The sequence below is a fragment of the Thermosynechococcus sp. JY1331 genome, from assembly GCF_031583475.1.
In the GTDB taxonomy this organism is placed as follows: Bacteria; Cyanobacteriota; Cyanobacteriia; order Thermosynechococcales; family Thermosynechococcaceae; genus Thermosynechococcus.
Window position 1 is genome coordinate 2,231,828 of record NZ_CP134180.1, and the last position, 25,668, is coordinate 2,257,495.

At 54.5% G+C, this 25,668-nt stretch carries 26 protein-coding genes and 2 pseudogenes; 14 read left to right on the forward strand and 14 right to left on the reverse strand.

Annotation, left to right across the window (positions count from 1 at the left end; translation table 11 throughout):
* The first annotated feature begins 81 nt into the window (after positions 1-81).
* Positions 82-1,134 (forward strand): adenosine deaminase, encoded by a 1,053-nt coding sequence (locus RHJ31_RS10970; protein WP_302676611.1) that lies wholly within the window; start codon positions 82-84, stop codon positions 1,132-1,134.
* 9 nt (positions 1,135-1,143) lie between these two features.
* Complete coding sequence (gene leuD / locus RHJ31_RS10975) at positions 1,144-1,734, forward strand: 3-isopropylmalate dehydratase small subunit (RefSeq protein ID WP_302676612.1); 591 nt, start codon at positions 1,144-1,146, stop codon at positions 1,732-1,734.
* On the opposite strand, the gene RHJ31_RS10980 is transcribed toward leuD, so the two are convergent.
* Positions 1,727-2,683, reverse strand: a complete 957-nt coding sequence (locus RHJ31_RS10980) for a glycosyltransferase family 2 protein (RefSeq protein ID WP_302676613.1) — start codon at positions 2,681-2,683, stop codon at positions 1,727-1,729. The two genes, leuD and RHJ31_RS10980, sit on opposite strands and share 8 nt — an antisense overlap.
* Positions 2,684-2,773: 90 nt before the next feature.
* On the opposite strand from RHJ31_RS10980, the gene RHJ31_RS10985 reads away from it, so the two are divergent.
* Positions 2,774-3,736: an SPOR domain-containing protein gene (locus tag RHJ31_RS10985; protein ID WP_302676614.1), complete on the forward strand. Its 963-nt coding sequence runs from the start codon at positions 2,774-2,776 to the stop codon at positions 3,734-3,736.
* On the opposite strand, the gene RHJ31_RS10990 is transcribed toward RHJ31_RS10985, so the two are convergent.
* The 3 genes from RHJ31_RS10990 to RHJ31_RS11000 are packed head-to-tail and all read right to left on the reverse strand — an operon-like array spanning position 3,733 to position 5,666.
* Positions 3,733-5,208, reverse strand: a complete 1,476-nt coding sequence (locus tag RHJ31_RS10990; protein WP_310445807.1) for a right-handed parallel beta-helix repeat-containing protein — start codon at positions 5,206-5,208, stop codon at positions 3,733-3,735. The genes RHJ31_RS10985 and RHJ31_RS10990 overlap by 4 nt on opposite strands.
* 47 nt (positions 5,209-5,255) lie before the next feature.
* Positions 5,256-5,453: a lipopolysaccharide assembly protein LapA domain-containing protein gene (locus tag RHJ31_RS10995; RefSeq protein WP_206201320.1), complete on the reverse strand. Its 198-nt coding sequence runs from the start codon at positions 5,451-5,453 to the stop codon at positions 5,256-5,258.
* Positions 5,454-5,666: a hypothetical protein gene (locus RHJ31_RS11000; protein ID WP_206201319.1), complete on the reverse strand. Its 213-nt coding sequence runs from the start codon at positions 5,664-5,666 to the stop codon at positions 5,454-5,456.
* 261 nt (positions 5,667-5,927) lie between these two features.
* On the opposite strand from RHJ31_RS11000, the gene RHJ31_RS11005 reads away from it, so the two are divergent.
* From RHJ31_RS11005 to RHJ31_RS11025, 5 genes are all read left to right on the forward strand, one after another.
* Entirely contained in the window at positions 5,928-7,952 is a 2,025-nt protein-coding gene (locus tag RHJ31_RS11005) for a GspE/PulE family protein (RefSeq protein ID WP_302676616.1), read from the forward strand.
* 67 nt (positions 7,953-8,019) lie between these two features.
* Positions 8,020-9,117 carry a type IV pilus twitching motility protein PilT gene (locus RHJ31_RS11010; RefSeq protein ID WP_206201317.1) on the forward strand — a complete coding sequence of 366 codons (1,098 nt, stop codon included), beginning with the start codon at positions 8,020-8,022 and terminating at the stop codon, positions 9,115-9,117.
* Positions 9,118-9,153: 36 nt separating this feature from the next.
* The gene (locus RHJ31_RS11015; protein WP_206201316.1) at positions 9,154-10,374 is read left to right on the forward strand and encodes a type II secretion system F family protein; all 1,221 of its coding nucleotides are present in this window, start codon (positions 9,154-9,156) and stop codon (positions 10,372-10,374) included.
* Between the two features lie 8 nt (positions 10,375-10,382).
* On the forward strand, positions 10,383-10,856 hold the full coding sequence (locus RHJ31_RS11020) for a J domain-containing protein (RefSeq protein WP_206201315.1): 474 nt from the start codon (positions 10,383-10,385) through the stop codon (positions 10,854-10,856).
* Entirely contained in the window at positions 10,853-11,125 is a 273-nt protein-coding gene (locus tag RHJ31_RS11025) for a DUF3143 domain-containing protein (protein ID WP_302676617.1), read from the forward strand. Before RHJ31_RS11020 ends, RHJ31_RS11025 begins: the two co-directional genes overlap by 4 nt.
* On the opposite strand, the gene RHJ31_RS11030 is transcribed toward RHJ31_RS11025, so the two are convergent.
* On the reverse strand, positions 11,122-11,475 hold the full coding sequence (locus RHJ31_RS11030; protein ID WP_206201314.1) for a hypothetical protein: 354 nt from the start codon (positions 11,473-11,475) through the stop codon (positions 11,122-11,124). The two genes, RHJ31_RS11025 and RHJ31_RS11030, sit on opposite strands and share 4 nt — an antisense overlap.
* Before the next feature lie 549 nt (positions 11,476-12,024).
* Here RHJ31_RS11030 and RHJ31_RS11035 point away from each other — a divergent pair.
* Both RHJ31_RS11035 and RHJ31_RS13275 read left to right on the forward strand, forming a co-directional pair.
* Positions 12,025-12,829: pseudogene (locus RHJ31_RS11035) on the forward strand (IS630 family transposase).
* Positions 12,830-13,109: 280 nt separating this feature from the next.
* Positions 13,110-13,280 (forward strand): annotated as a pseudogene (locus RHJ31_RS13275) (hypothetical protein); the annotation flags it as partial.
* 45 nt (positions 13,281-13,325) lie between these two features.
* Here RHJ31_RS13275 and mreD read toward each other — a convergent pair.
* The 5 genes from mreD to RHJ31_RS11060 all read right to left on the reverse strand — a co-directional run bounded on the left by mreD (position 13,326) and on the right by RHJ31_RS11060 (position 16,495).
* On the reverse strand, positions 13,326-13,853 hold the full coding sequence (mreD, locus tag RHJ31_RS11040; RefSeq protein WP_302676618.1) for a rod shape-determining protein MreD: 528 nt from the start codon (positions 13,851-13,853) through the stop codon (positions 13,326-13,328).
* Positions 13,819-14,583, reverse strand: a complete 765-nt coding sequence (gene mreC / locus RHJ31_RS11045; RefSeq protein ID WP_302676619.1) for a rod shape-determining protein MreC — start codon at positions 14,581-14,583, stop codon at positions 13,819-13,821. The genes mreD and mreC overlap by 35 nt, the downstream gene beginning before the upstream one ends.
* Before the next feature lie 12 nt (positions 14,584-14,595).
* Positions 14,596-15,636 carry a rod shape-determining protein gene (locus RHJ31_RS11050; RefSeq protein ID WP_302676620.1) on the reverse strand — a complete coding sequence of 347 codons (1,041 nt, stop codon included), beginning with the start codon at positions 15,634-15,636 and terminating at the stop codon, positions 14,596-14,598.
* Between the two features lie 188 nt (positions 15,637-15,824).
* Positions 15,825-16,184 (reverse strand): YtxH domain-containing protein, encoded by a 360-nt coding sequence (locus RHJ31_RS11055; protein ID WP_302676621.1) that lies wholly within the window; start codon positions 16,182-16,184, stop codon positions 15,825-15,827.
* On the reverse strand, positions 16,181-16,495 hold the full coding sequence (locus RHJ31_RS11060) for a hypothetical protein (protein WP_302676622.1): 315 nt from the start codon (positions 16,493-16,495) through the stop codon (positions 16,181-16,183). The genes RHJ31_RS11055 and RHJ31_RS11060 overlap by 4 nt, the downstream gene beginning before the upstream one ends.
* 232 nt (positions 16,496-16,727) lie before the next feature.
* On the opposite strand from RHJ31_RS11060, the gene RHJ31_RS11065 reads away from it, so the two are divergent.
* The 4 genes from RHJ31_RS11065 to RHJ31_RS11080 are packed head-to-tail and all read left to right on the forward strand — an operon-like array spanning position 16,728 to position 20,474.
* On the forward strand, positions 16,728-18,836 hold the full coding sequence (locus RHJ31_RS11065) for a transglycosylase SLT domain-containing protein (protein ID WP_302676623.1): 2,109 nt from the start codon (positions 16,728-16,730) through the stop codon (positions 18,834-18,836).
* Positions 18,837-18,877: 41 nt separating this feature from the next.
* Positions 18,878-19,600, forward strand: a complete 723-nt coding sequence (locus RHJ31_RS11070) for a M15 family metallopeptidase (RefSeq protein WP_302676624.1) — start codon at positions 18,878-18,880, stop codon at positions 19,598-19,600.
* The gene (gene fabG, locus RHJ31_RS11075; protein ID WP_302676625.1) at positions 19,597-20,301 is read left to right on the forward strand and encodes a 3-oxoacyl-ACP reductase FabG; all 705 of its coding nucleotides are present in this window, start codon (positions 19,597-19,599) and stop codon (positions 20,299-20,301) included. Before RHJ31_RS11070 ends, fabG begins: the two co-directional genes overlap by 4 nt.
* An 11-nt stretch (positions 20,302-20,312) precedes the next feature.
* Positions 20,313-20,474, forward strand: a complete 162-nt coding sequence (locus RHJ31_RS11080) for a hypothetical protein (RefSeq protein WP_190278145.1) — start codon at positions 20,313-20,315, stop codon at positions 20,472-20,474.
* Here RHJ31_RS11080 and RHJ31_RS11085 read toward each other — a convergent pair.
* From RHJ31_RS11085 to RHJ31_RS11100, 4 genes are read right to left on the reverse strand one after another with little or no spacing between them, the layout of a single operon-like run.
* The gene (locus tag RHJ31_RS11085; RefSeq protein ID WP_206201305.1) at positions 20,461-21,660 is read right to left on the reverse strand and encodes an LL-diaminopimelate aminotransferase; all 1,200 of its coding nucleotides are present in this window, start codon (positions 21,658-21,660) and stop codon (positions 20,461-20,463) included. The two genes, RHJ31_RS11080 and RHJ31_RS11085, sit on opposite strands and share 14 nt — an antisense overlap.
* Entirely contained in the window at positions 21,657-23,042 is a 1,386-nt protein-coding gene (ftsY, locus tag RHJ31_RS11090; protein ID WP_206201304.1) for a signal recognition particle-docking protein FtsY, read from the reverse strand. Before ftsY ends, RHJ31_RS11085 begins: the two co-directional genes overlap by 4 nt.
* A 28-nt stretch (positions 23,043-23,070) precedes the next feature.
* On the reverse strand, positions 23,071-23,931 hold the full coding sequence (locus RHJ31_RS11095) for a 3'(2'),5'-bisphosphate nucleotidase CysQ (protein ID WP_302676626.1): 861 nt from the start codon (positions 23,929-23,931) through the stop codon (positions 23,071-23,073).
* Positions 23,932-25,662: an ABC transporter ATP-binding protein gene (locus tag RHJ31_RS11100; RefSeq protein WP_302676627.1), complete on the reverse strand. Its 1,731-nt coding sequence runs from the start codon at positions 25,660-25,662 to the stop codon at positions 23,932-23,934.
* Between the last annotated feature and the right edge of the window lie 6 nt (positions 25,663-25,668).

Sequence of the window (25,668 nt, forward strand, 5' to 3'; positions counted from 1 at the left end):
TTTCGATGGCTGAGGTGCGGGCATTGACCCCTCTGGCCAGCTTAGGTATTGATTGCGTTTTGGCCAGTTCAAGGAGCACGTATGGCACTGTACGCAGAACTACATCGGCATTTGGGTGGCTCAGTTGTACCGCGTATTCTTTGGCGGTATTTTCAGCGGAACGATCGCGCCCTTGCAGATCGCTTTCCTGACTATGAGGAATTTGAAACCTTTTATACTCGCCCCCGCCAATCCCTTGAAGAATACCTCGAACTCCACACCCTAGTGGAGAGTGTGCAAACGCCGCAAACTTTGCCCTATTTCATCTTTCGCTTGATTCGCGGCGCCTATATTTTTGAAAACTTGGCCTATCTAGAGCTGCGCTATACCCCCTATCTGCGCACGGATCCGCAGCGATCCCAGAGCGATCGCATTGAGCAGATGGCCGACATTGTTAAAACGGTGGGTCTGGCTTGCCAAGTACCAGAATACCCGATTGTCACGAGCCAAATTCTCTGTATGCACACGCGGCTACCCTATGCGGTGAACCGTGCCATTGTTGATCTGGCGGCGAGTTTTCCGCAGTTTGTCTGTGGCATTGACTTGGCCGGGGGCGATAGCGTCTATGGCGATCGCATGGCGGAATTTATTGAACTCTATGCCTATGCCCGCGATCGCGGTCTTAAAACCACTGGCCACCTCTACGAAACGGTGAATGGCTGCTATCCCGAATTGCTACCCTACCTGCAACGCATTGGTCATGGCATTCAAATTCCCCTGCGCTATCCAGAGCTGCTCAAGGAAGTGGCGGCAGCCGGTCAATGCCTCGAAGTGTGCCCCACCACCTATTTTCAAACGGGTACCCTTGAGAGCTACGCGCAATTACGCCTCGTCTTTGAACGCTGTTTTGAAGCGGGGGTGGACGTGGCCATCTGTACCGACAACGCGGGTCTGCACAACGTGCGGCTGCCCTTTGAGTACGAAAACTTGCTCACCCACGACATCCTCAACTTCAAGGAGTTACAAGCCTGTCAGGAAGCCGCCTTTCGCCATGCCTTTGCTTGGCCCCATGCGCAACCGCCGACCCTACTGTTGAGTAACCTGCTTCAGGGCAATTTCCCCCAAAATGCACTGGCAGGCTGCGCAATCCAGTAAGATAGACCTATGAGCAAGATTGAACGCATTACCGGTCGTGGCCTTCCTCTGCGGGGCAACGATATCGATACGGATCGCATTATTCCGGCACGGTTTCTCCGCTGTGTTACTTTTGATGGCCTTGGGGAACACGTTTTTGCTGACGATCGCCAGTCGGGGCAACACCCTTTTGACCTGCCTCAGTACCAAGGGGCACGGATTCTGGTGGTGAATGCCAATTTTGGCTGTGGCTCTAGTCGCGAACACGCCCCCCAAGCGATCGCCCGTTGGGGAATTCAAGCAATTGTCAGCGAAAGCTTTGCCGAGATCTTTGCTGGGAACTGCTTGGCAATGGGGGTTCCCTGTCTGACGGCAGCTCCAGAACAGGTACAAGCACTGCAAACTCTCTTAGAAGATCAGCCCACTACGGAACTGACCCTAGACTTACAGGCGCTGACCTTGACAGCAGGCGATCAAGTCATTCCCCTAACCATGGCGGAAAGCACGCGGCAAATGCTCCTTTCGGGTCAGTGGGATGCCTGTGGTCAACTGTTGGCCAATCAGGACAAAATTCACGACGTGGCAGCGCGGCTGCCCTATGTGCGGTGGGCAGTTATTTAACCCGTCGCAGTAGCCAAAGCCAAGCGCCAAAAAGCCAACGCCAGCCTTGCCAGCGGCGCGATCGCCCCAATGCAATCACCTCTGGTAGATCAAACAGCTGGTACACTGCCTCTGCCCGTTGCCACTGCCGTCGCCGCAAAAATCGCCACGTTCCCGCCAAGATAAACTGGTGAAAAAAGTCACACTGGCACTGCCGCAGTTCCGCTGGTGAGAGAATCGATAAATTCGCAGCGGCGGCAAAAATATTCCCTAGGGTAGCCAAGGTCTGGGCTTGAAACATCCCCATTGTCAGGGCTTGATCGTGGATCGTGTAGGCAGCAGTGGCGCGGGGAACCGTGTAAACCCCCTTCTGGGCAAAGAAGCGTAGCCATTGGTAGAGGTCTGTGGTTTCGCCGTAGGCGGGATCAAAATAGCCCACCTTGTCGAGGAGCGATCGCCGCCAGATCAATGCGGGAAATCGCACAAACGAGGAATGACGCAGCAATTGCCTAAGGGCTTGAGCTGGCGAGAGCCATGTCTGCTGCCGGGGTATCTGCCGTCGCAAACAGCGTTGATGCGAATCCACCAAATGCACCCCAAAGAGAAAGACATCAAACTGGCTACCATATTGGATGAGGGTTTCCAGAATCGTTGTGATCCCTTGGGGCAATAGGTAATCATCATCGTGCAACAGCAGGATAAACTCCCCAGCGGCCTGCGCTAAACTGGCATTCCAATTGGCCACCATTCCTAAGCGTTGCCCATTGTGCTGGTAGTGCCAGCGGCCTGACCATCCAGCCAGTAAATCCTCTACTGCTGTGGGGGTGGCAGAATCATCGATAATAATGACTTCCACCGGATCGTGGCTCTCAGGGGGCAAGGCTGCGACAACTGAGCGAACCGCTTGTGCCAATCCTTGGGGACGGTTATAGGCCGGAATGCAAATGCTCAATAGGGGTGCTTGTGCCATTGTTGGGAACCTGCACAGGGTGCTGCATAATCCATCGGGGTGGTGCGTTAAGTGAAGGGACTGTAGGGCACTGTTTTCGGAGCGATTGCTATGACCTCTGCCACCGTCGATCGCCAACGTTTGCAAGCGGCTTTGGCTTCCCTCAACCTTAGTTTAGAGGCAGAACTCACTCAATATCGCTGCCATCGCATGGTACAAGCCCATTCCCCCTTTGCAGCGCCGCCGGTTCCCGAGTCTGCAACTTCCCCAGAACCGAGTGTCACCCCTGCTGCCGCAGAAACAGCTTCCCAAACCGTTCCTCCCGTTGTCAATTCTTTGACCCCCACCCCTGAGACAGCAGCAGCCACCGATGAACGCACCAATGAAGAACTTGCTGATCCATTTTTCGAGTTTGATCCCATAGATTTAGCAGAACTCTTGCCCCAGTCCTATGCCAGCGATCCCCCTGCCCCGCAAACGCCAACCCGAACAAAGCGCCCCTTTGCCTCTACCCGCGAGCTGCTCAAGCAGGCCCGAAAAAACCAACAGCGGCCTTGGTTCCAACGGCGTGAAAGCAATAGTCAACATCTGGTGCAACGCTGGTTAATTGTGGTTGGCATTCTGGCCGGCTTTAGTGGCGCAGCCCTCTGGTGGTTCAACCGCCGACCTGCCCCCGTTGCCACTGAATCACCTGCAACGCCAACAGCAGCATCACCCACGCCCCCCGTCGGCCCTGATATGACTGCGCGGGAATTTCCCGATGTCAATCGCAGCACCCTTGCCCAATTGGAACCTGTGGCGAGTCCATCAACCAGTGCCTCACCCACCCCTACGGCCAGCCCAACCCCGGCTGAACCTGAACATACGACGCAGCTTTTTGTGGAAAAAATGCCCAATGGTCGCTACTATGTGCTGGCTCCCTACAAGAAACCTGCGGACTTAGAAAAAGTCCAAGCTGTGGTGCCTGATGCCTTTTTGGTGGGCAACGGCGACCAAACCAAGATTCAACTGGGGATGTTTGTCGATGAGGCTTCGGCTCAAGCGATGGTCAATCAGTTACGCGATCGCCTCTAGGGGATGAGCCAGCGATCGCTGGCATTGCCGTATTGCTCCTGCCACTGCGACCAAGTGAGATTTTCCCCCTCTAGGCGAAAGGGATAGGCCGCTTCACTCCACCAGTGGTTATCCTGCAATTTCAGCGTTTGCAAGAAGGGTTCCCCCTTGAGGGTGGTCAGGAGTTGCTCTTGGCGGCTACCAATCCAATTCCCCTCTAGGTACCAATCTTGAGAGGTCATCGTGACTTCCTCACCCGTTTCGGGTAGGGTGATGGTTCGAGGCGAAGGATCGCGGACACCAATTTGTGCCCCTTGGTTTTCCCAAATCCAGTTGTGGCGCAGGGTAACATGGGCAGCCGCCCAGCCAAAAATGCCGGGGGTTTGTAGATAGTTCGGGGCAATGCTGTAGTTATAGGCAATTAAGGAATCTTCAATGGTCACTGGACCTGTGCTCGCCTCGAGGAAAAGACCGACAACGGCATTGCCGAGAAATTGCGATCGCCGAATCTCAACGTTTTGATTATCAGTATCAAGCCACAGACCGGCCGCTTGATTCTCAATAGCGCGGTAGCGATCGAAGACGGCGCGGCGCAAATGAAAGTACTTATCCCCCGCATCCCAATCGTAAAAGCCTGCCCATGCCCCCCGCCAATTATTCCCTTGAACGAGCACCTGCTGCACTGTGAAGTCCCGCAAATGAACCCCCGCCATGCCCCGCCAGCCATTTTGCAGAAACTGTGTTCGTTCCACCCGCAGGCGATCGCTCTGATGACTTTCGAGGCCGCCCCAATTATTGCCCCAAAAAGTACAGTCTTTAACCTCAATGTCATGGCTGCGTTCAATGCGCACCGCTTGGCTAAATGTGCCGCCATAGTGCTCAAAGCGTAGCCCCACCAAACTGATAAAACCACTGTCTAAAATGCGCAGAGCCTCACGGTGAACGGCTACTTCTAATTCACTGGGTGAGATACCCGCAGGCAATGCCACATATAGTTGCTGCTCTGCATCATCCACGTAGAAATCATCCCCCTGCAATTCCCTAAATGAAAGTCGCTGCCGCAGGGGAGTATCCCGCCACCACACCAGTTCGCCCCGCTGCGCTACGAGGGGTAACTCAATGCCATAGTTTGTCCACGGGTTACCCGAAAAGCCCCAAGCCAGTGTCCAAGGGTGACGGTAAATGGTGAACCTAGGGGTGCTGGAGACTTCTTGCCAATCTGACCATTGTTGACTGCCCCGCAAAATCACGCGTTCGCCCGCCTGAGCCACCAGTCGCAGGGGCATCTGCCGATGATGAATCGTTCCCAATGCCTCCCGATAAATGCCGCCATGAATGTAAATGTCGGTGGGGCGATCGTGCGCCTGTGCCCACGCCAAAGCAGCAGCAATCGTACGGAAAGGGGTTACGGCATCACTGGCTTGTGGATCGGCTGGATTGACTTCTAGGGTGAGGGGTGAGGCTGGAATGGCCGCAATTCTTGGTTGCCCCATCAAGCACAAAACAATCACAAGTAGAATGAGCAGCGCGTGTGGCCACCTCATCGCCGCAGTGGACGGGCTAAATAGGGCACCCAGAGGGCGATCGCAGCCACAAAGATCAAGAGCAAGCCAAGGGGCATCTCAATGGATTGCCAAAACAAAAATCGCAGCGACACCGCTTTTGCATTCTGTACCGAAAAGAGGGCGATCGCCCCGCTGCTGATCATCCAGAGTAAAAAGAGCAAAAAGCGGCGCATTTACTTCCCTTCCGCTTGGCGGATCATCTCCTCCGTCTTATGGTAGCGGTTATAGACAGAAAACCCCGTAAACATGCCCTTAAGAAAGTCATTCAGTTGCTCGCGGGTACTGGCACTGGCCGTACTCAAAGGTGCCGGCAAAAAGCGATCGCCAAAACCAACAAAGACCAAACCAACCACCAGCACAGGCAAAATCAAGTCTTTGACACGCATAGGGCAAACCTCCACAGGATGATGGCGGAATCAAGAGAACGCGCTAACAGGGAGAACAGATAACTAATAGTTTCTAATGTGCCGCAGGATTGTAAATAATTTTCAGCCTATGCAAAAGAGGGCGATCGCGGTTACGAAGCGTCTATAGCAAGAATTGTCAACAAAAATGTCAATAAACATAAACCGTGAAAATACCCATGAAATCTCTGGGAAGGTTGTTGCTACTATAGTAGGCAAGCCATCCAGACCCTAACGCGCCCTATGGTCAACACATCGTCATCTTCTTCTCGGAAAGCACTTACCGTGCGCGGCAGAGCCGCTAGCCCCACAGAACGAGCCATTGTTGCCTCCGGTTACGCCAGTATCGATCAGGTGCGGGAAGCCATGAACACCGCCCGCAAAACGGGCAAGTCCCTCGTAACCGTGTTGCAGGAGATTACGGGCACCACCATGCCCCCCGATGTGTTACGCCAGTACCACAAGCAACAGCTTTTTGAACTCAAAGTGATCTACGGGGTTGATTGCCTCGATCCCGAACTCAATCGTTTCCCCACCGAGCAAATCGAGGAACTGATCAACACGATTGTACCGATTGACACCTGCCGCACCTACCAAGTCATCCCCATTGCCAAGCACCTCGACACTGATCCCCCCTATCTGCTCGTGGCGATGGTGGATCCAGATAACCTCCAAGCCATTGACAACCTCACCCGCTTACTCCGCGCCCACAACCTCACCCTCAAGCGAATGGTGATCACCCTAGAGGATTACCAACGCCTCATTGACCCGATTCTCAATAAACAGGTAGCTGAAACCACCGCTAGCAAAAATGCCCCGGCTGAGATCGGTGACATCAACATCGAAGAAGACATCGAAGCCATGGGCAGCCTCGAAGAGCTGGAAGGGGAGCAGGAGGTTGACCTTGCTGAGGCGCTGAAAGGTGCAGAAGATGCGCCGATTATTGCCCTTGTCAACAAAATTTTGGCCAAAGCCCTCACCGAAGGCGTTTCCGACATTCACATCGAACCTCAAGAGGAATACCTGCGGATTCGTTTCCGCAAAGATGGGGTGCTTCACCAAGCCTTTGATCCACTGCCGAAGAAAATCGTGCCAGCCGTCGTTTCCCGCTTCAAAATCTTGGCTGACCTTGATATTGCCGAGCGGCGTGCCCCCCAAGATGGTCGTATCCGCAAAATGTTCCAAGGGCGACGGGTGGACTTCCGAGTGAATACCCTCCCCAGCCGCTGGGGCGAAAAAGTCGTACTGCGGATTCTCGATAACTCCGCCACCCAACTCGGTCTCGACAAGCTGATTACTGACCCTGAGAGCCTTGCTATTGTGCGGGAGATGACCAAGCGCCCCTTTGGCCTCATCCTCGTTACAGGTCCCACTGGTTCAGGGAAAACCACCACGCTTTACTCTGCGCTGGCTGAATGTAATAGTCCCGGTGTCAACATCAGTACAGCGGAAGACCCGATTGAATACACGCTCCCCGGCCTAACGCAGGTACAGGTTATTCGCGAAAAAGGCATGGACTTTGCCTCAATTTTGCGAGCCTTTCTCCGCCAAGACCCCGATGTAATTCTGGTGGGCGAAACCCGTGACAAAGAAACCGCAAAAACCGCCATTGAAGCGGCTTTGACGGGGCACTTGGTCTTGACAACCCTGCACACTAACGATGCCCCCAGTGCAATTGCCCGCCTCTCGGAAATGGGCATTGAACCCTTTATGGTTTCCGCCTCCCTCATTGGGGTTGTTGCCCAACGGCTGATGCGGCGGGTATGCAGTGAGTGTCGGATTCCCTATACACCCACCCGTGAGGAACTGGCGCGCTTTGGCTTGTCTGCCTCCAAGGATGTCAACCTCACCCTCTACAAAGCCAATAAACTGACACCCGAGCAGATTCAAGCGGCTAAGGCAACTGGCCAACCCATTTGCAGTAAATGTGGTGGTTTGGGCTACAAAGGACGGGTCGGCGTCTACGAAATTATGCGGATCACCGAGCGACTGCAACGGCTGATTACCGAAGGTGCCCCCACCGAGCAAATCAAGGAGGCGGCCGTCGAAGAGGGCATGAAAACCCTGCTTGCCTATAGCTTGGGGTTAGTCAAGGAAGGACTCACCACCCTCGAAGAAGTGGAGCGCGTCACCTTTACGGACACTGGACTAGAGGCAGAACTCAAGGCCAAACGTAAGAGTTCTTTAACCTGCCGTACCTGCGGTGCCGAGGCGCAGCCCGAATGGTTAGAATGCCCCTATTGCATGACACCCCGCTTTGTGGATTAACAAGATTATTAATGTCAGTGATGAACTGTCGTGTTGTTGACCAAACTGCTTAGACGAGGAACACCCTATGGAGCTAATGATTGAAGACCTAATGGAGCAAGTGGTGGCCAATGGTGGCTCCGATTTGCATATCTCCGCTGGCTTACCCCCCTACATTCGCATTAGCGGCAAATTAACCCCGACGGACTACGAACCCCTCACCCCAGAGCAGTGCCAGCGCCTGATCTTCAGCATGCTCAACAATACCCAACGCAAGCACCTAGAGCAAAACTGGGAGTTGGACTGCTCCTATGGTGTACGTGGCCTCGCCCGGTTCCGCGTCAATGTGTATAAAGACCGGGGAACCTATGCTGCTTGCTTGCGAGCACTCAGTTCCAAAATTCCCACGTTTGAGCAGTTGGGATTGCCCAATGTTGTCCGCGAAATGAGTGAGCGGCCACGGGGCTTGATTCTGGTGACCGGTCCAACAGGATCAGGGAAAACCACAACCTTGGCGGCGATGATTGACTTGATCAACAAAACCCGCGCTGAGCATATCCTGACGATTGAAGACCCCATTGAGTTTGTCTATGAACCCATCAAGAGCCTGATCCACCAACGGCAGGTGGGGGAAGATACCAAGAGCTTTGCCAATGCTCTGCGGGCAGCGCTGCGGGAAGACCCCGATATTATCCTTGTGGGTGAGATGCGGGACTTGGAAACAATTCAGCTTGCCATCTCAGCGGCAGAAACCGGTCACTTGGTCTTTGGTACCTTGCACACCAGTTCAGCTGCCCAAACCGTTGACCGTATGGTGGATGTGTTCCCGCCAGAGCAGCAGCAGCAAATTCGCGTCCAGTTGTCCAACTCGTTAGTGGCGGTCTTTAGCCAAACGCTGGTTCCTAAGAAAAATCCCAAGCCCGGTGAATTTGGGCGGATTATGGCACAAGAGATCATGGTGGTGACCCCTGCTATCTCCAACCTGATTCGCGAAGGCAAGACCTCGCAGATTTATTCGGCAATTCAAACGGGCGGCAAGCTGGGGATGCAGACCCTTGAAAAAGTCTTGGCCGATTATTATCGTGCAGGCATCATCACCTATGAAGCAGCAATGGCCAAGTCCTCGCGTCAGGACGAGTTGCAACGTCTGATTGGTACGGGTACACCTGCGGCAGCAGCACGCTAGTTAGCAATTATTGATAAAAAGAAGGGGTATTGAGTCATGGCAACCTATGAAGTGCGGATCCGGGATGCCCAAGGCAAATACAAGACCGTCCGCGAGCGAGCTTCGACACCACGGGAAGCACGCATGGCTTTGCAATTGCAAGGGGTACAGGTTCTAGAGGTCAAGGAGGCCAAAAAACTCACCCTCAAGTCAGACCTCGACCTCACTTTCCTCTCCAAAATTACGGTGAAAGATCGAGCGATCTTTGCGCGGCAGTTTGCGGCACTGGTGAATGCAGGTGTGGCCTTGGTGCGTGGGATTGGTGTTTTGGCAGATCAATGCACCAACCCGAAATTAAAAAAAATCCTCATGGCCGTCAACAATGACATTCAACAGGGGAGCAGCCTTGCTGATGCCATGCGTCCCCATCCTGAGGCCTTTGATAACCTGTTTGTGGCTATGATCCAAGCGGGGGAAACGGGGGGGGTGCTCGATGAGGTGCTCAACCGTCTCTCGAAGTTACTGGAGGATCAAGCCCGCCTCAATAACCAAATCAAGTCCGCCCTGACCTATCCCGTGGTGGTGGGCCTGCTGGCGGTGGGCATCTTCTTGGGGATGGTGATTTTCCTGATCCCTGTGTTTGAGGGTATTTTCAAACAGTTGGGGGGGGAATTGCCGCCCTTTACCGCCATGATGGTGGCGCTTAGTGAATTCCTGCGCACGCCGCAGTATATGGCATTGTTGATTATCTGTGTGGTGGGCTTGGTATTGGGGATTCGCTTTTATTACAAGACTCCGGCTGGCCGGCTGATGATTGATGGCTTGCTGTTGAAGCTACCCCTCTTTGGTGATTTGGTGGAAAAAACAGCGGTGGCACGGTTCTGCCGCACATTTGGTTCGCTGTCCCGTTCAGGGGTACCGATTTTGCGTTCCCTTGAAATTGTCAGTGCCACAGCGGGGAACCAAGTGATCTCCAATGCCATTGACCGAGCGGCACAGGAAGTGCAGAAGGGAGGAATGCTCAGCCTTGCCCTGCAACAGGAACGGGTCTTTCCAGTGCTGGCGACCCAGATGATTAACGTGGGCGAAGAGACAGGGGAACTGGATAAGATGCTGATGAAGGTGGCCGACTTCTATGAAGATGAAGTGGAACAGGCGGTGAAGTCCCTAACAAGTGTGATGGAACCCTTGATGATTGCGGTGCTAGGGGGTATGGTAGGGTCAATTCTGGTGGCGATGTACCTGCCCATGTTCAAGATCTTCGATCTGGTCAAGTAAGCCTTGCCATGGCACATCTGTCCCCGTCGCGAACCCACTACGACATTCTCGAGGTGGCACCCACGGCCTCGTTGGCGGAGATTCGCCGTGCCTATCGAGAAAAGAGTAAGCTCTACCATCCTGATACGACGACGTTGCCGGTGGCGATCGCTCGCGAGGAGTTTCATCGCCTCAATGAGGCCTATGCAGTGCTGACCAATCCAGAGCAGCGGCAGTGGTATGACTTGCAATTACGCCTGCGGGCACAGTCAAAACAGTCAGGCACGATGGGGATAGGTGCCTCTTCTCGCTCTCAGGGGTCTGTTCGCTCTACTGCCGTGCCACCCGACGATCGCCCCCTCTCGCCGGGGGAGCTATTTGCTCTGTTTATCTTGGGGGTCACGTTTGTCGGCTGTCTGGTTCTGGCGGTAATTGTCGGTTTGTCCCAACAGGGGCAAGAATGGATCTTGCAAATTGTCAGTCGCATCTCAGAACTTGGATGAACACTCTGCCTAATCCCCAAACCCCCCTCTACAACCATGCCCTGCCGCAAATTGAAGCATGGCTACAGCAAAAGGGCTGTGTGCGGGACGAAACGGATATCCACTGTTGGGAGTTAGAGTATCCCCAGTGGTCAGCTCGGATTTGCTTGGATATTGAGGAGCTACAGGTGGTCTATTACGATCGCCTTGAGGGCAGTGTGATTCAGCGCTCTTTTAAGTACTCCTGCCCCCGTGCCGAGGTGGAGGAAGCCATTTTTGCGGGGCCTTAAATGCCCACGGCCATCATAATCGGCATTGCAGGGGCTGCTTCTTGGGTGGCTTGATTCTTGATCCGCTTCAGGCCAAAAATCCAGAGGATTTGATCTTCGATGGCTGCTGCTTGCTCTTTTGCCCCTGCTTTCAACAGGAGTTGATGGGTCATCATCAGCTTCTCAATTTCAGCCACTTGGGTGCAGACTTCTTCCTCATCTAAATAAAGGCTCTCGAGCACCGCATTCAAGTCTGCTTCGGGATCAGCGACTAAGCAAGCCCCTTCCACCACCACGGATTTGAGCTGCCCTTGGTATTGCCGCAACAGACGGCGAATTGTGTAGGCAGTAACGGGCAATAATTTTGTCATGTTGTGTTCCCCCAATTACTTATGTCAGCATCTATTAATTTCCCGCTGTCCACTTCCACCCATGGGCAAATTTTGTGGGGGATCAACAGGGGATATAGCTGCTCGTTAAGGATTGATTTACTGTACGTTATTATTCTATGAACTTCGCAACTTGGGGATCATGCGTAATTCCACGTAAAAGCGCTTTTAGATGTGATTTAGATCACGGAAACCATGACGTTATCGGCACTTGGGAATATTGTAAATTTACGTTAAGAAATTATAAGTATTAAGAAATATAAATCTACCAAAATTCGCCGCAGTGCTCCGTCTATACCGCAAAGCAGTTAGGTGGTGGTGAGGCGGCGGGCGACCGGAGGGAGCAGTCACTCAATCTCAGATTGTTGCTGGATATATTGAGCTAGCACCGAAAATCGGGCGCGACTAATATAGCTATTTCGAAAGGGAGTGAGATATTTTCAAGAGGGATAGGCTATACTCAAAGCGTCATGAATGTTACTCAAGAATATGAGCTATAGCTTGGACTGACGAGAGCGGGTTGTCTCCTACATCCAGCAAGGTGGCAAAATCAGTGAAGCAACTCAAATCTTTCAGGTGAGCCGCGCCACCATCCATCGCTGGCTGAAGCGAGAGGACTTAGCGCCCACGGTTGTCCCCCGTCATCCTTGGAAACTGGATTGGGCGGCCTTAGCAGCGGATGTTGCTGCCCATCCCGATGACCGTTTAATCGACCGTGCCCAGCGATTTGGCGTCCAAGTTTCCACCATTAGTTATGCCCTCAACCGGATGGGCATCACCCGAAAAAAAACAGATACGTTACCAAGAAGGGTGTGAGGCAGAGCGACAAGCGTATCAACAGCAGCTCGACACATGGGTAGAGAGCCATGGGGAGGAAACGGTGGTGTCTATCGATGAGACGGGGTTTGACTCTTGGGTGGAGTGTGAGTATGGGTGGTCAGCGCGAGGCCAACGAATTGATGGAGAGCGAGCGGGGAAGCGTCAGAAAAGAGAGAGTTGAGTCGCAAGACGGTATAGACACCAGAAAGACTTCATCGTCCCAATGCTGTTTTGCGGGTATTTGAATGCGTTAGGGTTTGTGAGCTGGCTGAGTCAGTACTGTTTGCCGGCGTTAAAGAGACCGTCGTTGTTGATGATGGATAATGCACCGATTCATCCGAAAGGGGCGATTCAGGCAGTGGTGAAAGCGGCGGGTCACGAGGTGTTATTTTTACCGAAATACTCTCCTGATTTGAATGTGATTGAGCACGACTTCAGTGCGCTGAAGCGAGCGCGGATGTATGCAGGGTCAAACAGTTCGATTGATGAGGTGATTCGCAAGTATTGTGCTGGATGATGTCTCATTCTTTATTGGAATAGCTATAACCTAAATTTCGATTCCCATCAATAAGCACCTACAACTTCAGTTGAATTTCATCAAAACCACCATTCAGTGACCTTCATAAACGCTCAGAACGCCGACTGTCCGAGTGGGGATACTGCAACAGACGAATGCCAGAGCAGCAGAAAGCGTGAAGCCAACGGTAGAAGCACTCGGAGACTGGGGATTTTGCTGATTCCACGCGGCGGGCAGCCGTCTACGAGCAGAGTTAGAGACCCTATTAGGTGAGGGATTTGCAGGGGTACTCGTCTCGGATGACTTCAGTGTGTACAACGGTGATGAGGTGAAAGGGCAACAGAAATGTCTGGCGCATCTGAGGCGAACTTCAAAAAGGTGGGCAAGCTCAAACAGGGGCATCGAATGGGCATTCGGCTTTATGGGTGAAGTGCAAGCAGCGATTGAGTAGTGGCTGCCGCAAGTTGGGCATGAGGCGGGTTTATTGTTGCGCTCTCTACTCCTGCTGTCGCAACCACGTCCACCAGCGATTCAGGGGGGCATAGAGCAAGGGTGCCCAAAGACTACTCATAATGGCTGAACTAAGCGCGACTTGCCGATGGTGCTGCCAAATCTCCTCGAGGGGAAAGCCACTGCCAAGGCTCATTTGCATTGCCATGACCGTTTGCTGAAGAATGGCCATTGCAAAGGTAATCAAAGCAACCGAAATAAAATCCTCAGAAACAAAGCGCTGCTTTTGCATCAGGGCGGTCAGCCCTCCCACCAAAGCTAAGCTGACTGCGTGGCTAGGATGAGCACTGACCAAGCCATCTTGAATCCAGCCAAGGGCAATACCCGCCAGTACCCCTTGCCACCACGATCGCTTGACACTCCACACCACCACCCAGATTAAAAACCAGTCGGGCACCAATAGATGCAGGTTGGGTAAGTGAATAAAGCTCAGCAGGGCACAGAGTCCCACAGAGCTAATAATAATCAACCAGTTGAGGCTAGTTCGGCGTAAACGTGTCTGTCGGTTCAGCATAGGGAATGACGGTGACCCACTCAAGGCGATCAATCGGTGCGCCCAGAATAACAGTGGCATGGGGGCGGGTGGGATCGCTCAGTTCTACCGATTGCACCTCACCAATGGGAATGCCCGCTGGATAGAGACTACTCAAGGCTGAGGTATAGAGGACATCCTTGGGCTGTACCTTCGGGTCTTTCTCTAAAAACTCGACAATCACCTGCTGGTTGAGTTGTCCCCGCAGAATCCCCATCTGCCGCGTCCGACCCACCACAACCCCCACTCGACTGGCGGGATCCGTGAGCAACATCACCCGACTGGTATTGGGGGTAATGCTGGTAATGCGCCCGACAAGGCCACCGTTGCCCACCACGACTGAACCGATGGTGAGACCCTGACGACTGCCTTCCCCCAAGAGGAGCGATCGCCACCACTGATCGGAACTGCGACCAATCACCGGCACAACGCGGCCATTGAAATTGGCCAGCATCGGTGCATTCAGCATTTGCCGCAACCGCTGGTTTTCCGCTTGGACGGCGGCCAGTTGCTGCTCCAGTTGCCATGTGCGGGCTTGAATCAAGGCTTGCTGATCGTCCACTGTGCCTTGAAAGGGCAAACTAAGAAGGCGGTACAGTTCACGAATCGCTGCCCCATTGGTCTCACGCAAAATCCAAGCACTTGTGAGTACCAAAGCAACAAGGACTAAGCCACCTGCATATCGTCCCCACCAGCGCAGCAGAAAAGCCATAGCTGCTGATCCTTAACCAATCACTGCCGATTGTGTGGAAAAGACACGAGCGAGGTCTTTGAAGTTTTCCAGTACCCGACCGGTACCCATGACCACACACCGCAGGGGATCCGCTGCTACATGAACGACAATGCCCGTTTCATGGCTAATCAGGGTATCGAGACCCCGTAGCAGAGCACCACCGCCAGCCAGCATAATCCCGCGATCCACAATGTCTGCGGCTAGTTCTGGGGGCGTCCGCTCAAGGGTGCGTTTAATGGCTTCAATAATCGCCGAGAGGGGCTCGGCCATGCTTTCGCGAATTTCTTCTGCTTTGACCGTAACTGTGCGTGGTAGGCCAGAGAGTTGGTGCAGTCCGCGCACTTCCATGGCTTCGGAGTCATAGCTGTCATTGGGGTAGGCAGAGCCAATGCGAATCTTGATCTCCTCAGCCGTGCGTTCACCAATAATCAGGTTGTGTACTTTTTTCAAATACTGGACGATCGCCTCAGAAATTTCATCGCCAGCAACGCGGACGGATTCACTCAAAACGGTGCCCTGCAAACTGAGAACCGCCACTTCGGTCGTGCCACCACCAATGTCCACAATCATGTTGCCCGTCGGTTCTTCCACGGGTAAACCCGCACCAAAGGCGGCGGCGACGGGTTCATCAATCAAATGCACTTCCCGCGCCCCAGCACCCCGCGCAGCATCCTCAATGGCACGGCGTTCGACACCGGTCACGCCGCTGGGAATACCAATCACCACACGGGGGGCAAACAAATTCTTACCGCCGTGCACTTGGCGCATAAAGTGCTTCAGCATGAGTTCGGCACGCTCAAAATCGGCAATGACGCCATCCCGCAGGGGACGTACGGCCACCACATTGCCCGGTGTCCGTCCCAGCATTCGCTTTGCTTCAACGCCAACGGCAAGGGGTTGTTTGGTATTTTGGTCAATGGCAACAACGGACGGTTCCTCTAAAACCACCCCCCGCCCAGACACATAAACCAGGGTGTTGGCTGTGCCCAAGTCAATGCCGATGTCTCGTGATAGCCGACTAAATACTCCCACGATGGTGTACCCCTTCTTTGAATCCTGTTGGTTGTAACAGTGCTGTTACCAAAAAACGTGATGGCAAGATTGTATTACGTTTTGTTTGGAAAATCTCGGTGGGTTCTCCCTCGGTCGAGATTGTTTGATAAAGGGATAACTCCTCATTATCTTGGCTCATGATTTCTTGACTCATGACCCACCGCAGGCTATTGATTGACAGCATCCTCTTCGTCAGGGTCACTCAAGGCCATGCCATTGGCTTCGCGCCGCAGGGTTTGCCGCTGCTGCTGCGTGACTTCGATACCGACGGCGATCGCTTCCTTGAGCCGTTCTAAGGTGGCTTGCCAGCGTTCTTGGGTGGTTTCTGAGAGGCGATCGCGATGTTGCTCAAAACTCGCAGTAATGTCTTCGAGCAGTTCGGGCAGGGCATCAGCGGATTTGCGCAGGAGTTGTCGGGTTTCCTTGCCAGAGCGGGGAGCCATCAACAGCCCCACGACTGTCCCGATCGCGCTCCCTAGGAGCAGCCCCCCCAAAAAAGCACCACCGCCACCCTGTTGCTGACTCATCGCTTTCTCCTTTGCAGGCGGATACCATGTCGCCCTATCCAGCTTATCAAGGTTAAAAACAGACGAACATTGCGCTGTTGCCGCCGCCATTTGGGCAATTGCGATCGCAAGCCCGACACCCCCCGCTGGCCAATGATAATCACCTCAGGGGCACCGCCTAAGACCCCGTGGGTACTCCGCTCGGCATCTAGGAGCGCACGGGACACCCCCCGCAGAATCTGGCGCAGCTTGACCAACTGCCATGCCAACCACAGGGCAATTAGCGCAATCAGGCAATTGCAGCCAATCACAATCCAGACCATTCGTGGCATAGAGGGCATCGAAGTTTACGATTGTTGGTTTATCTTTTCATAGATTGCCATAGTGGAGGGCGATGTGCGGGTGAGGTTGTTAATTCGATTTCCTTCAGCGCGATCGCCCCTCGGTAGCACCCAGTTGCCACTGCTGCATCCAAGACCACCACATACTTAATAAGAATGGGGTTGTACTCCCTAGTTTACTGTGGAGATTGGAGAGCGGGGTTGCTGGCTGGAATTGCAAATTATGGTTAAATCACTCCCAAAACGAAAGCAGCGGCGAGGCATACGGCCTTGGCTGGTGTCGCTGTTGTTGGCGGCACTGATGGTTGGCGGTGGGCTGTTCAGTTGGTACCATTGGCGATCGCCTTCGCCCCTTTACACGCTGACTGTTGAAGCGCCGCCCCAAAGTCCGCAAGAGTTAAAGCAATGGGCAGAGTCTGCGGATCCCCTCAAGCGCGATCGCGCCCGCTATCTTCTGGCCGTAGAAAGCCTGAGTCAACAGCAACCCCAAGCTGCCCTGCAGTGGCTCCAAGATCTTGAGCAGACTTACCGTCCCATGGCCGCACCCATTCTCCTGCTGCGAGCGGAGGCCTATCGGCAACGGGGAGATAACCGCAAGGCGAAGGAAACGTGGGAACAGTTGCTACGGGAGTATGGCAGTGAACCTGAAGCGGCAGTGGCACTCTTGAGCCTCAATCAACCGCAAAAGGCGATCGAGCGCTTTCCACAGCATCCTGCCGTCGTCAACTATGTGGCGCAACAGTTAGAGAAAAATCCCGATCAAGTGCCCTACCTGAAGCTGGTGGCACGCCACGGCCTCTTTCTTAAGGCATACGGCACCTACCTTGAAATTTTGCGGCAGCGCTACGCCGATCAACTGACGCCCGCCGATTGGGAAGCGATCGCCTTTGGCTATTGGGAGAAAATGCAGTATGCTCGGGCAGCAGCGGCCTATGCCAAGGCACCACCAACCCCTTTGAATCTCTATCGGGTGGGCCGGGGACGCCAATTGAGTGAGGACACCTCTGGGGCGATCGCCGCCTATCAAGCCCTGATCAACCGCTTTCCCCAAAGTTCCGAAGCAGCCCTTGCCCAACTGCGCCTTGCCCGTTTAGTCAAAACACCGGCGGAGCGTCTCCCTTTGCTGGCCAAGTGTCTTCAGTTAGCGAGGCAAAATCAAGCACCCGCGATCGCTGCCGATGCCCTTCTGGCACAGTACCAAGCTCATCAGGAACTAGGCAACACCAAGGGGGCACAACAAAGCCAACAACAACTCTTCAAGACCTATCCCCAAAGCAGCGCCGCAGCGGAACTGCGCTGGCAACTGGCCCAAGGGGCTGCCCAAAAACGGCAGTGGTCTCAGGCACAACAGTGGGTTAGCGAAATTCTCAAATTGAACCCTGAGAGTGAGCTGGCACCGCGAGCCGCCTTTTGGCAAGGAAAATGGCAAGGGGAAGCAGGACAACCCCAAGGGCAACGCCAAACTTGGCAACTGGTCATAGAGCGCTATCCCCACACCTACTATGCTTGGCGAGCCGCCAGTCTGCTCAAGAAACCCGTGGGCACCTTTACAACCCTGCGACAACAGCGACCCTCAGTGGCGAGCGATCGCAAGCCCCTCCTTCCCTTGGCCACGGGGAGTGCCACCCTACGCGAACTGTACCTGCTGCGGCAGTCTCAGGAGGCTTGGCAGCGCTGGCAGTGGGAGTTCCACAATCGGGTGACACCGACAGCGCCAGAACAACTCACTGATGGCCTGATTCGCCTTGGCGTTGGGGAATACCTCGATGGCATCTTTATGCTGCAAAACTTGTTTACGCGCTCAGCCAGTGAACCGGAGGTGGCAACGTTCTTTGCGCCCATTCGCCGCGATGTCCGCTTCTGGTATGCCCTTTACCCCCTGCCCTACTGGGAATTAGTGGAAAAGTGGTCCCTAGCTCGCAACTTAAATCCTCTATTGGTGATGGCCTTGATTCGCCAAGAATCTCGGTTTGAAAAGCAGATCCGCTCAGTGGTGGGGGCAACGGGGTTGATGCAGTTGATGCCAGAGACGGCTGCTTGGATTGCCGAAAAGTTGAACCTAGAGAGCTATTCCCTTGTGGATCCAGAGGACAATATCCGCTTGGGCACATGGTACGTTGACTACACCCACAATCAGTACAATCAAAACACGCTCTTAGCCTTGGCCAGTTACAATGCCGGGCCGGGAAATGTCAATCAGTGGTTGCAGCGTTTTGATATGACCGATAGCGATCGCTTTGTGGAATCGATTCCCTTTCCTGAGACCTATGGCTATGTCAAGAGTGTCTTGGAGAACTACTGGAACTACTGGCAACTGTATGCCCAGCCCTAGGAAAAATCGTCTATTCTCATAAAAAGGCAGGGGACTGCGTCATGGATCAAGATATTCCTGTTGCGGAGCGGCTACAACCAATCACTCAGGGCAAAGTAGAACCTCGGCGAGGGGGGTGGGCGATCGCCAGCACCCTTGTCCTTGTGGGGCTAATGGGCGTGGGAGCCGTGTGGTTCCTCAATCGTGCCACGGAATCACCAACGGCTACGGAAACGGAGCCAACGCTAACGCCAACAGAAAATCTGCTGGGACATCTGCCCTATGAAGAGGCGCCCCTCTCAGAACTTGAACCGGTGAGTGCCGATGGCCAAATTAAATTACGGCGAGCCGCAGCAGAACGGTTCCGGGCGATGGTCGCCGCCGCACAGCAGGAGGGGGTGGTGTTGATGCCCCTCTCTGGATTTCGCTCCAAACAGGATCAGGACTATCTTTTTTTTGAGGTCAAGGAGCAACGGGCACAACGGGCAAGTGAGCGGGCATTGGTGAGTGCGCCCCCCGGCTATAGCGAACACCATACGGGCTATGCCATTGATATTGGCGATGGCAGTCGGCCAGACACCCATCTCAAGGAGACTTTTGAGGACACCCCCGCCTTTCGCTGGCTGGAAAAAAATGCAGCGCGTTTTAGTTTTGAACTGTCCTTTCCCCGTCATAACCCGCAGGGGGTGAGTTATGAGCCTTGGCACTGGCGATTCGTTGGCGATCGCCACAGTTTGCAAACCTTCTACAGAGCACGACAACTCACACCGAGGGATCAGCCATGAGGGGATTTGCCCATCGCGCGGTTTTAGTGACAGGCGGCACAGGCGGACTCGGTCAAGGGGTAGTGCCAGTTCTTCTCAGTCAAGGCTATACGCTGACGGTGCCCTACATTGATGCGGCTGCCCGAGACGCCCTCGAAAAGCAATTGGCGGCAGCGGAGTTGGCCAACGTGCGGTTTGTGGCAGCGGATTTGAACAATGAAAGTGAAGTGGCCGCTCTCGTGGAGCGCATGCCGCAATTGGATGCCGTGGTTCACCTTGTCGGTGGCTTTAGCATGGGGGCAACAGCACAATTTGCCCTCAGCGATTGGCAGCAGAGTTTTCGTCTCAATGTCGAGACCACCTTCTTGGTTTGTAAGCACGCCCTGAAACGAATGCAGGCACAGCAATATGGGCGCATTGTTACCATTGGCTCACGGGGTGCCGTTGAACCAGCGGCTGAACTGGCTGCCTATTGTGCTGCTAAAGCCGCAGTCGTGGCCTTCACGCGGGCGATCGCTGCCGAAACCAAAGGCAAAAACATTACCGCCAATGTCATCCTTCCCAGCATTATCGATACCCCTGCCAATCGGGCAGCGATGGGCGAAGCGCAAGCGGTCAATTGGGTGAGTCCTCGGGCGATCGGTGACCTGATTGCCTATCTCATTTCCGAGGGAGCGGCTGCGATCAGTGGTGCCGTGATTCCCATCTATGGCAATGCCTAGAGCGAGTTGCCATGTTCTTTATCATTTTGCTCATTCTTCTTTGTACGGTCACCCATCTCTTTACGGAGGTGCTAGTTTTAACTCCCCTAGAGGTGTTGCGCTCCATTCATATTCCTGCAATTGTCCTTTGGGGCGGCCTGATCCTACTCTTGGCATGGATCATGGGCGATTAGCGCCCGACACCTGAACGACCGTTTGGCTAAATTCGGCAATTTGGGCAGCCGCCACTTCTAAACAGGGGCGATCGCGCACGAGGGCAAAGCGCACATACCCCTCTCCCCCTTGACCAAAGCCAGAGCCGGGAGCGGCGGCAATCCCTGTTGCCTTAACAAGGGCTTGGCAAAATCCAAGGGAATCCCGCTGCCAAGGGTCAGGGAGTTTTGCCCACACGTACATTGTCGCTGGCGGGAGGGGCACCGGCCAGCCATGGTCGCAAAGCGCTTGGACAAAGGTATCGCGCCGCTGGCGAAAGATCTGCCGCGTTTGCTGGACACAGGTTTGATCTCCCGTGAGGGCGGCAATCGCACCCCGCAGGATGCCAGCGTATTGGTTAAAATCAATCACCGATTTAATTTGGCGCAGGGCAGCAATAATGTCGGCACGGCCAATGGCAAAGCCAATGCGAAACCCACCCATGTTGTAGGACTTAGACAGGCTATAGAATTCAATGCCCACTTGGCGATCGCGATCCACTTCAAAGATCGAGGGTGCCCGCTCCGCATCAAAGACGAGATCAATGTAGGGAAAATCATGCACCAGTAAAATCCCGTGGCGATCGCAAAACTCAACTGCTGTCTTGAAAAAGTCCAAGGGCGCAACCGCCGTGGTGGGATTGTGGGGATAGCTGAGAATGAGAAGTTTGGCCTGCTCTCGCACCGGCAACGGAATGGCCTCTAAATCCGGCAAAAAGTGATTTTCTGCCCGCAAGCGCAAGGGATACAGTTGTCCCCCCGCAAGATACACCCCCCCCGCATGGGAGGGATACCCCGGATCAAGCACTAGCGCATACTCTTGGGGATTCATCACTGCAAGGGGCAAGTGCGCCGTCCCCTCCTGTGAACCAATCAGCGTCAGCACTTCCCGCTCGGGATCTACCCTGAGGCCAAAGCGGCGTTCAAACCAAGTGGCCACTGCCTGTCGAAAGGCCGCTGTACTGGCAAAGAGTTGATAGCCGTAGGTACTGGCATCACGCACGGAAGCTTCAATGGCTGCAAGAATATGATCCGCTACCGGTAGATCTGCAGACCCCAAGGAGAGATCAACAATTGGCTGTCCCGTGGCCGCCACCGCCGCCTTAGCCCGATCCATGGCGTCAAAGACATTGCCTTGGAAATACCGCAGGCGATCGGCCAGCTTCATGCTGCCACCTCCACCTCACTGGAGAGCAAGGCCTCGACAAATTCAAAACTGGAAAAGGGGCGCAGATCCTTAATGCCCTCGCCCGCACCAATGAAGCGAATCGGTAGTCCCAATTCCTGCACTACCGCCAAGGCCACTCCCCCTTTGGCCGTCCCGTCCAGCTTGGTTAAGATCACGCCAGTGAGTTGCGCCGCTTCTGCAAACACCTGTGCTTGGCGCAAGCCATTTTGGCCGAGGGTGGCATCGAGAACCAGTAGCGATTCAATTTGAGCATCACCCGCTTTTTTATCAATGATGCGACGGATTTTCTTGAGTTCCTCCATCAGGTTGGCCTTGTTTTGCAAGCGGCCAGCGGTATCCACTAGCAGCAATTCTGTGCCTCGGGCTTGGGCAGCGCCAATGGCATCAAAGACCACAGCAGCAGGATCGGTATTTTTGCCGGGGTTGGCAATCACCTCGACATCGGAGCGCTGTCCCCAAATTTTCACCTGCTCCGTGGCAGCTGCCCGAAAGGTATCTGCCGCTGCAATCAGACAGCGATAGCCTGACTGGGTGGCAATGTGGGCCAGTTTACCAATGGTGGTGGTTTTACCAACGCCGTTGACACCGGCAATCAACCAGATATTCAGCGTGCCTTTTTTCGGAGCAAAGTCGCGGCGGTAGCCGGCTTCAAAGGGGCGATCGAGAATGTCCCGCAGAATTTCCTTCAGGTAGGCGATCGCCTGATCGGCAGGGAGTGTTTCTTGGCGAATTTTTGTTTGCAGCGCCGCAATAATCTGATCCGTGGCCTTGACCCCCACATCCGACTGCAACAGCAGCATCTCAATTTCTTCGACGGCATCCCGACTTAAGGGGCCTTGGCCGACGATCGCCCGCAGTTGATGCACTAGGCCACGACGGGTTTTGCCCAGACCTTGGCGCAGACGTTGCAACCAAGTAATTTCCTCAATATCCACCTCCTCTGGGCGCCGGCCTTGGGCGGCAAGCACCTCCGCCGACCACAAAAAGCCCTCATCAAGGACAAGGGAGGAGTCTGGTTCTACCGACTCAGCTTCCACAACGGGCTGGACAGGGGCAGGTTCAGCAACAGCGGTCTCTTCAGACTCGATAGAGACGGGAACGGGGGCATCATCGGCAGGCGGTGTTTCTTGAGTTTCTTCAGCGGTTTCAATGGTTTCAATCGTCGCGGCACTCTCCGATTGCTGTCGCGCTTGAATCGACTGGAGTGCCGTTTTTGCCCAGTTGAGGATGCCGGGGGAAGCAGTGGATTCAGTTGTAGATTGCGGGGATTCTGCGGATGGCGCTGCCGTTGGGGTTTCTGCAGGGGGCGATGGCTCCTCACCACTGCCACCAAACTTGCGTCGAAACCAATTAAAAACCATGGCCTATCCTCTGTGCGACTGAACTTGCCTATTTTCCAGAATAGCCTTGATTTTCGTGTAAAAAGGCTTGCAGGCGATCGCCCACCGTGCGACTCAAAGCTGGATGACACACCACTAGGGGCGGCCAATGCTGCACATCGGCGCGATTGTAGCGGGGCAACTCACCATTGGCATAGGTAAAGGCTCCCCCCGCCTCCTGCATGATCAAATCCGGTGCCGCTAAATCCCAGTCCTTCGGGGCACTGCGCCCTGTGAGGTTGACGTACAGATCTGCATCCCCTTGGCAAATACTCGCCGTTTTACAGCCCATACTCCCCATCGGAATTTGCTGTACGCATCCTAGGGTTCTTAAAAAGGCCTGTAGGCGCTCTCCGCCGTGGCTCCGACTCATCACCACCCGCAACGACTGCCCCTCAGTGGGGGGTTGTACCCGCAGTCGCGTCGCACCTTGGCGCGTCTCTCGATAGGCACCTGCACCGGCAATGGCAGTGTAGATCACCTCCTGCTCTGGCCAGACGACAGCGGCTAAACAAGGGCGATGTTCATGGACAAGGGCAACGTGAATCGCATACTCCCCCGTTTGCTGCAAAAAGTCGTAGGTGCCATCGAGGGGGTCAATGATCCACTGGTAGGGCTGGGGCAAGGGCTGCCCTGGGGTGTAGGTCTCTTCGGTTAAATAACCAAACTGCGTCGGCGGAAAATGAGCTTGGAGGGCGTGGCGCAAAAAGCAATCAACCGTTTCATCGGCAAGGGTGACGGGATCACCGCCTTTGTCCTGCACCGTTAGATCCTGCACCTGACGGTAAAACTGGCGCAGTTGCTCAAGGGCTTGCCAAAGAAGCGGGCGCAGGGTGGCAAGGGTATTCTCAAGATCAAGGGCGGGGGACATCTAGGCTGCCTCAAGGGAAAGACCACGGGGAATCGCGGCAATTAGCGTGCGAGTATAGTCGTGCTGTGGCTGTTGGTAAACGGTTTCCGCGTCACCCATTTCCACAATTTCGCCACTGTACATAACCATGAGGCGATCGCTCATGAATTTCACCACACTGAGATCGTGGGAAATGAAGAGGTAGGTCAGTTGAAACTCCCGTTGGAGTTCTTTGAGCAAATTCAGGACTTGCGCCTGCACCGACACATCCAAGGCCGACACTGACTCATCACAAACGACAAACTCAGGATTCAAGGCCAAGGCACGGGCAATACAAATTCGCTGCCGCTGCCCCCCGGAAAATTCATGGGGATAGCGATTCTGGGCTTGGGGGTCAATGCCCACCCGTTCAAGGAGATAGGCCACCCGCTCTTGGTGTTGCCGTTGCGACTGATGACGGCGGTGAATGCGCAGGGGTTCTGCCACCAACTCGCCAATGGTCATGCGGGGATCTAGGGAACTATAGGGGTCTTGGAAAATGAGTTGCATCCGTTGCCGCAGGGGACGCAATTGGCGAGGCGATAAATGGCTGATGTCGCGATCGCCAAAGATAATTTTTCCCTGTGCGGGTTCTAGGAGGCGCAAGAGGGTCCGTCCCAGTGTTGTTTTGCCACAGCCCGATTCCCCCACCAAGCCAAGGGTCTCCCCAGCGCGAATCGTAAACGAGACATCCCTGACGGCAGTGACAAAGCGCTGCTTGCCCGCCACGGGATACTTGACCCAGAGATGTTCAACCCGCACCAAGGGGGGTTGGCTCGCCAAATGCGCCAAGCGTTCCTGCTGCTGCGCTGCGGAAATCACTTCTAATCGCGGGGGCGTGGCCGCTAGAAAATCCGCCACTGTTGGCAGAATCGCCAGACGCTGATCCAAGCGAGGACGACAGGCCAGTAGCCCCTTGGTATAGGGATGTTGGGGGTGACGAAAGACCTGCTGAACTGTCCCCGATTCAACAATTTGCCCTTGGTACATGACAACGACCTGATCCGCCAATTCCGCAATCAGATTCAAATCATGGCTGACAAAAATCAATGAGAGAGGGTACTGCTGCTGCAACTCCCGCAACAGCCGTAGGATCGCCGCCTGGACAGTGACATCGAGGGCAGTGGTGGGTTCATCGGCAATTAAAAGCGCTGGCGAAGCGGCCATGGCCATGGCAATCATGACCCGCTGAATCTGTCCCCCAGAGAGTTGGTGCGGATAGCGACGGAGAAACCGCTTTTTCTCCTCCAGGGGGGCTGCCGCTTTGAGAAGATGCACCTGCTCAAGGAGAGCGATCGCCCGCTGTTGACATTGCCCTTGGGGCAGTCGTTGCTGCGGATCAATGGCCTCTGCCAGTTGAAAGCCAATGGAATAGACCGGATTGAGAGAACTCATCGGTTCTTGGAAGACCATACTGATTTGGCGACCCCGAATCTGTTGCATTTGGCGGGGGGTGCAGCGCAGCAAGTCAATGGCCTCCCCCTCTGGCTCTGGCTGAAACCACGCTTCGCCGTGGCTGATCTGTCCCGGCGGCAGGAGTAACTGCAAAAGTGCCAAACAGGTCACCGACTTCCCTGACCCCGACTCACCGACAATGCCAAGGGTCTGACCCCGCTCCAAGCGAAAGGAAATGCCATCCACTGCCCGTAGGGTTTGATCGGCTTGGCGAAAGTCAACGGTAAGTGCTTCCACACGCAAAAGGGGTGATGACATCACAGG

Bases quoted from the DNA above. Each gene is read 5' to 3' on its own strand.
- RHJ31_RS10980 (WP_302676613.1), bottom strand. From the start codon at position 2,683: ATGGCACAAGCACCCCTATTGAGCATTTGCATTCCGGCCTATAACCGT.
- RHJ31_RS11000 (WP_206201319.1), bottom strand. From the start codon at position 5,666: ATGCGTGTCAAAGACTTGATTTTGCCTGTGCTGGTGGTTGGTTTGGTC.
- leuD (WP_302676612.1), top strand. From the start codon at position 1,144: ATGAGCAAGATTGAACGCATTACCGGTCGTGGCCTTCCTCTGCGGGGC.
- RHJ31_RS10990 (WP_310445807.1), bottom strand. From the start codon at position 5,208: ATGGGGCAACCAAGAATTGCGGCCATTCCAGCCTCACCCCTCACCCTA.
- RHJ31_RS11030 (WP_206201314.1), bottom strand. From the start codon at position 11,475: ATGACAAAATTATTGCCCGTTACTGCCTACACAATTCGCCGTCTGTTG.
- RHJ31_RS11020 (WP_206201315.1), top strand. From the start codon at position 10,383: ATGGCACATCTGTCCCCGTCGCGAACCCACTACGACATTCTCGAGGTG.
- fabG (WP_302676625.1), top strand. From the start codon at position 19,597: ATGAGGGGATTTGCCCATCGCGCGGTTTTAGTGACAGGCGGCACAGGC.
- RHJ31_RS11065 (WP_302676623.1), top strand. From the start codon at position 16,728: ATGGTTAAATCACTCCCAAAACGAAAGCAGCGGCGAGGCATACGGCCT.
- RHJ31_RS11010 (WP_206201317.1), top strand. From the start codon at position 8,020: ATGGAGCTAATGATTGAAGACCTAATGGAGCAAGTGGTGGCCAATGGT.
- ftsY (WP_206201304.1), bottom strand. From the start codon at position 23,042: ATGGTTTTTAATTGGTTTCGACGCAAGTTTGGTGGCAGTGGTGAGGAG.
- RHJ31_RS11005 (WP_302676616.1), top strand. From the start codon at position 5,928: ATGGTCAACACATCGTCATCTTCTTCTCGGAAAGCACTTACCGTGCGC.
- RHJ31_RS11080 (WP_190278145.1), top strand. From the start codon at position 20,313: ATGTTCTTTATCATTTTGCTCATTCTTCTTTGTACGGTCACCCATCTC.
- RHJ31_RS11025 (WP_302676617.1), top strand. From the start codon at position 10,853: ATGAACACTCTGCCTAATCCCCAAACCCCCCTCTACAACCATGCCCTG.
- RHJ31_RS11060 (WP_302676622.1), bottom strand. From the start codon at position 16,495: ATGCCACGAATGGTCTGGATTGTGATTGGCTGCAATTGCCTGATTGCG.
- RHJ31_RS10970 (WP_302676611.1), top strand. From the start codon at position 82: ATGGCACTGTACGCAGAACTACATCGGCATTTGGGTGGCTCAGTTGTA.
- mreD (WP_302676618.1), bottom strand. From the start codon at position 13,853: ATGCTGAACCGACAGACACGTTTACGCCGAACTAGCCTCAACTGGTTG.
- RHJ31_RS11085 (WP_206201305.1), bottom strand. From the start codon at position 21,660: ATGAAGCTGGCCGATCGCCTGCGGTATTTCCAAGGCAATGTCTTTGAC.
- RHJ31_RS11100 (WP_302676627.1), bottom strand. From the start codon at position 25,662: ATGTCATCACCCCTTTTGCGTGTGGAAGCACTTACCGTTGACTTTCGC.
- RHJ31_RS10995 (WP_206201320.1), bottom strand. From the start codon at position 5,453: ATGCGCCGCTTTTTGCTCTTTTTACTCTGGATGATCAGCAGCGGGGCG.
- RHJ31_RS11055 (WP_302676621.1), bottom strand. From the start codon at position 16,184: ATGAGTCAGCAACAGGGTGGCGGTGGTGCTTTTTTGGGGGGGCTGCTC.
- RHJ31_RS11095 (WP_302676626.1), bottom strand. From the start codon at position 23,931: ATGTCCCCCGCCCTTGATCTTGAGAATACCCTTGCCACCCTGCGCCCG.
- RHJ31_RS11015 (WP_206201316.1), top strand. From the start codon at position 9,154: ATGGCAACCTATGAAGTGCGGATCCGGGATGCCCAAGGCAAATACAAG.
- RHJ31_RS11070 (WP_302676624.1), top strand. From the start codon at position 18,878: ATGGATCAAGATATTCCTGTTGCGGAGCGGCTACAACCAATCACTCAG.
- RHJ31_RS10985 (WP_302676614.1), top strand. From the start codon at position 2,774: ATGACCTCTGCCACCGTCGATCGCCAACGTTTGCAAGCGGCTTTGGCT.
- mreC (WP_302676619.1), bottom strand. From the start codon at position 14,583: ATGGCTTTTCTGCTGCGCTGGTGGGGACGATATGCAGGTGGCTTAGTC.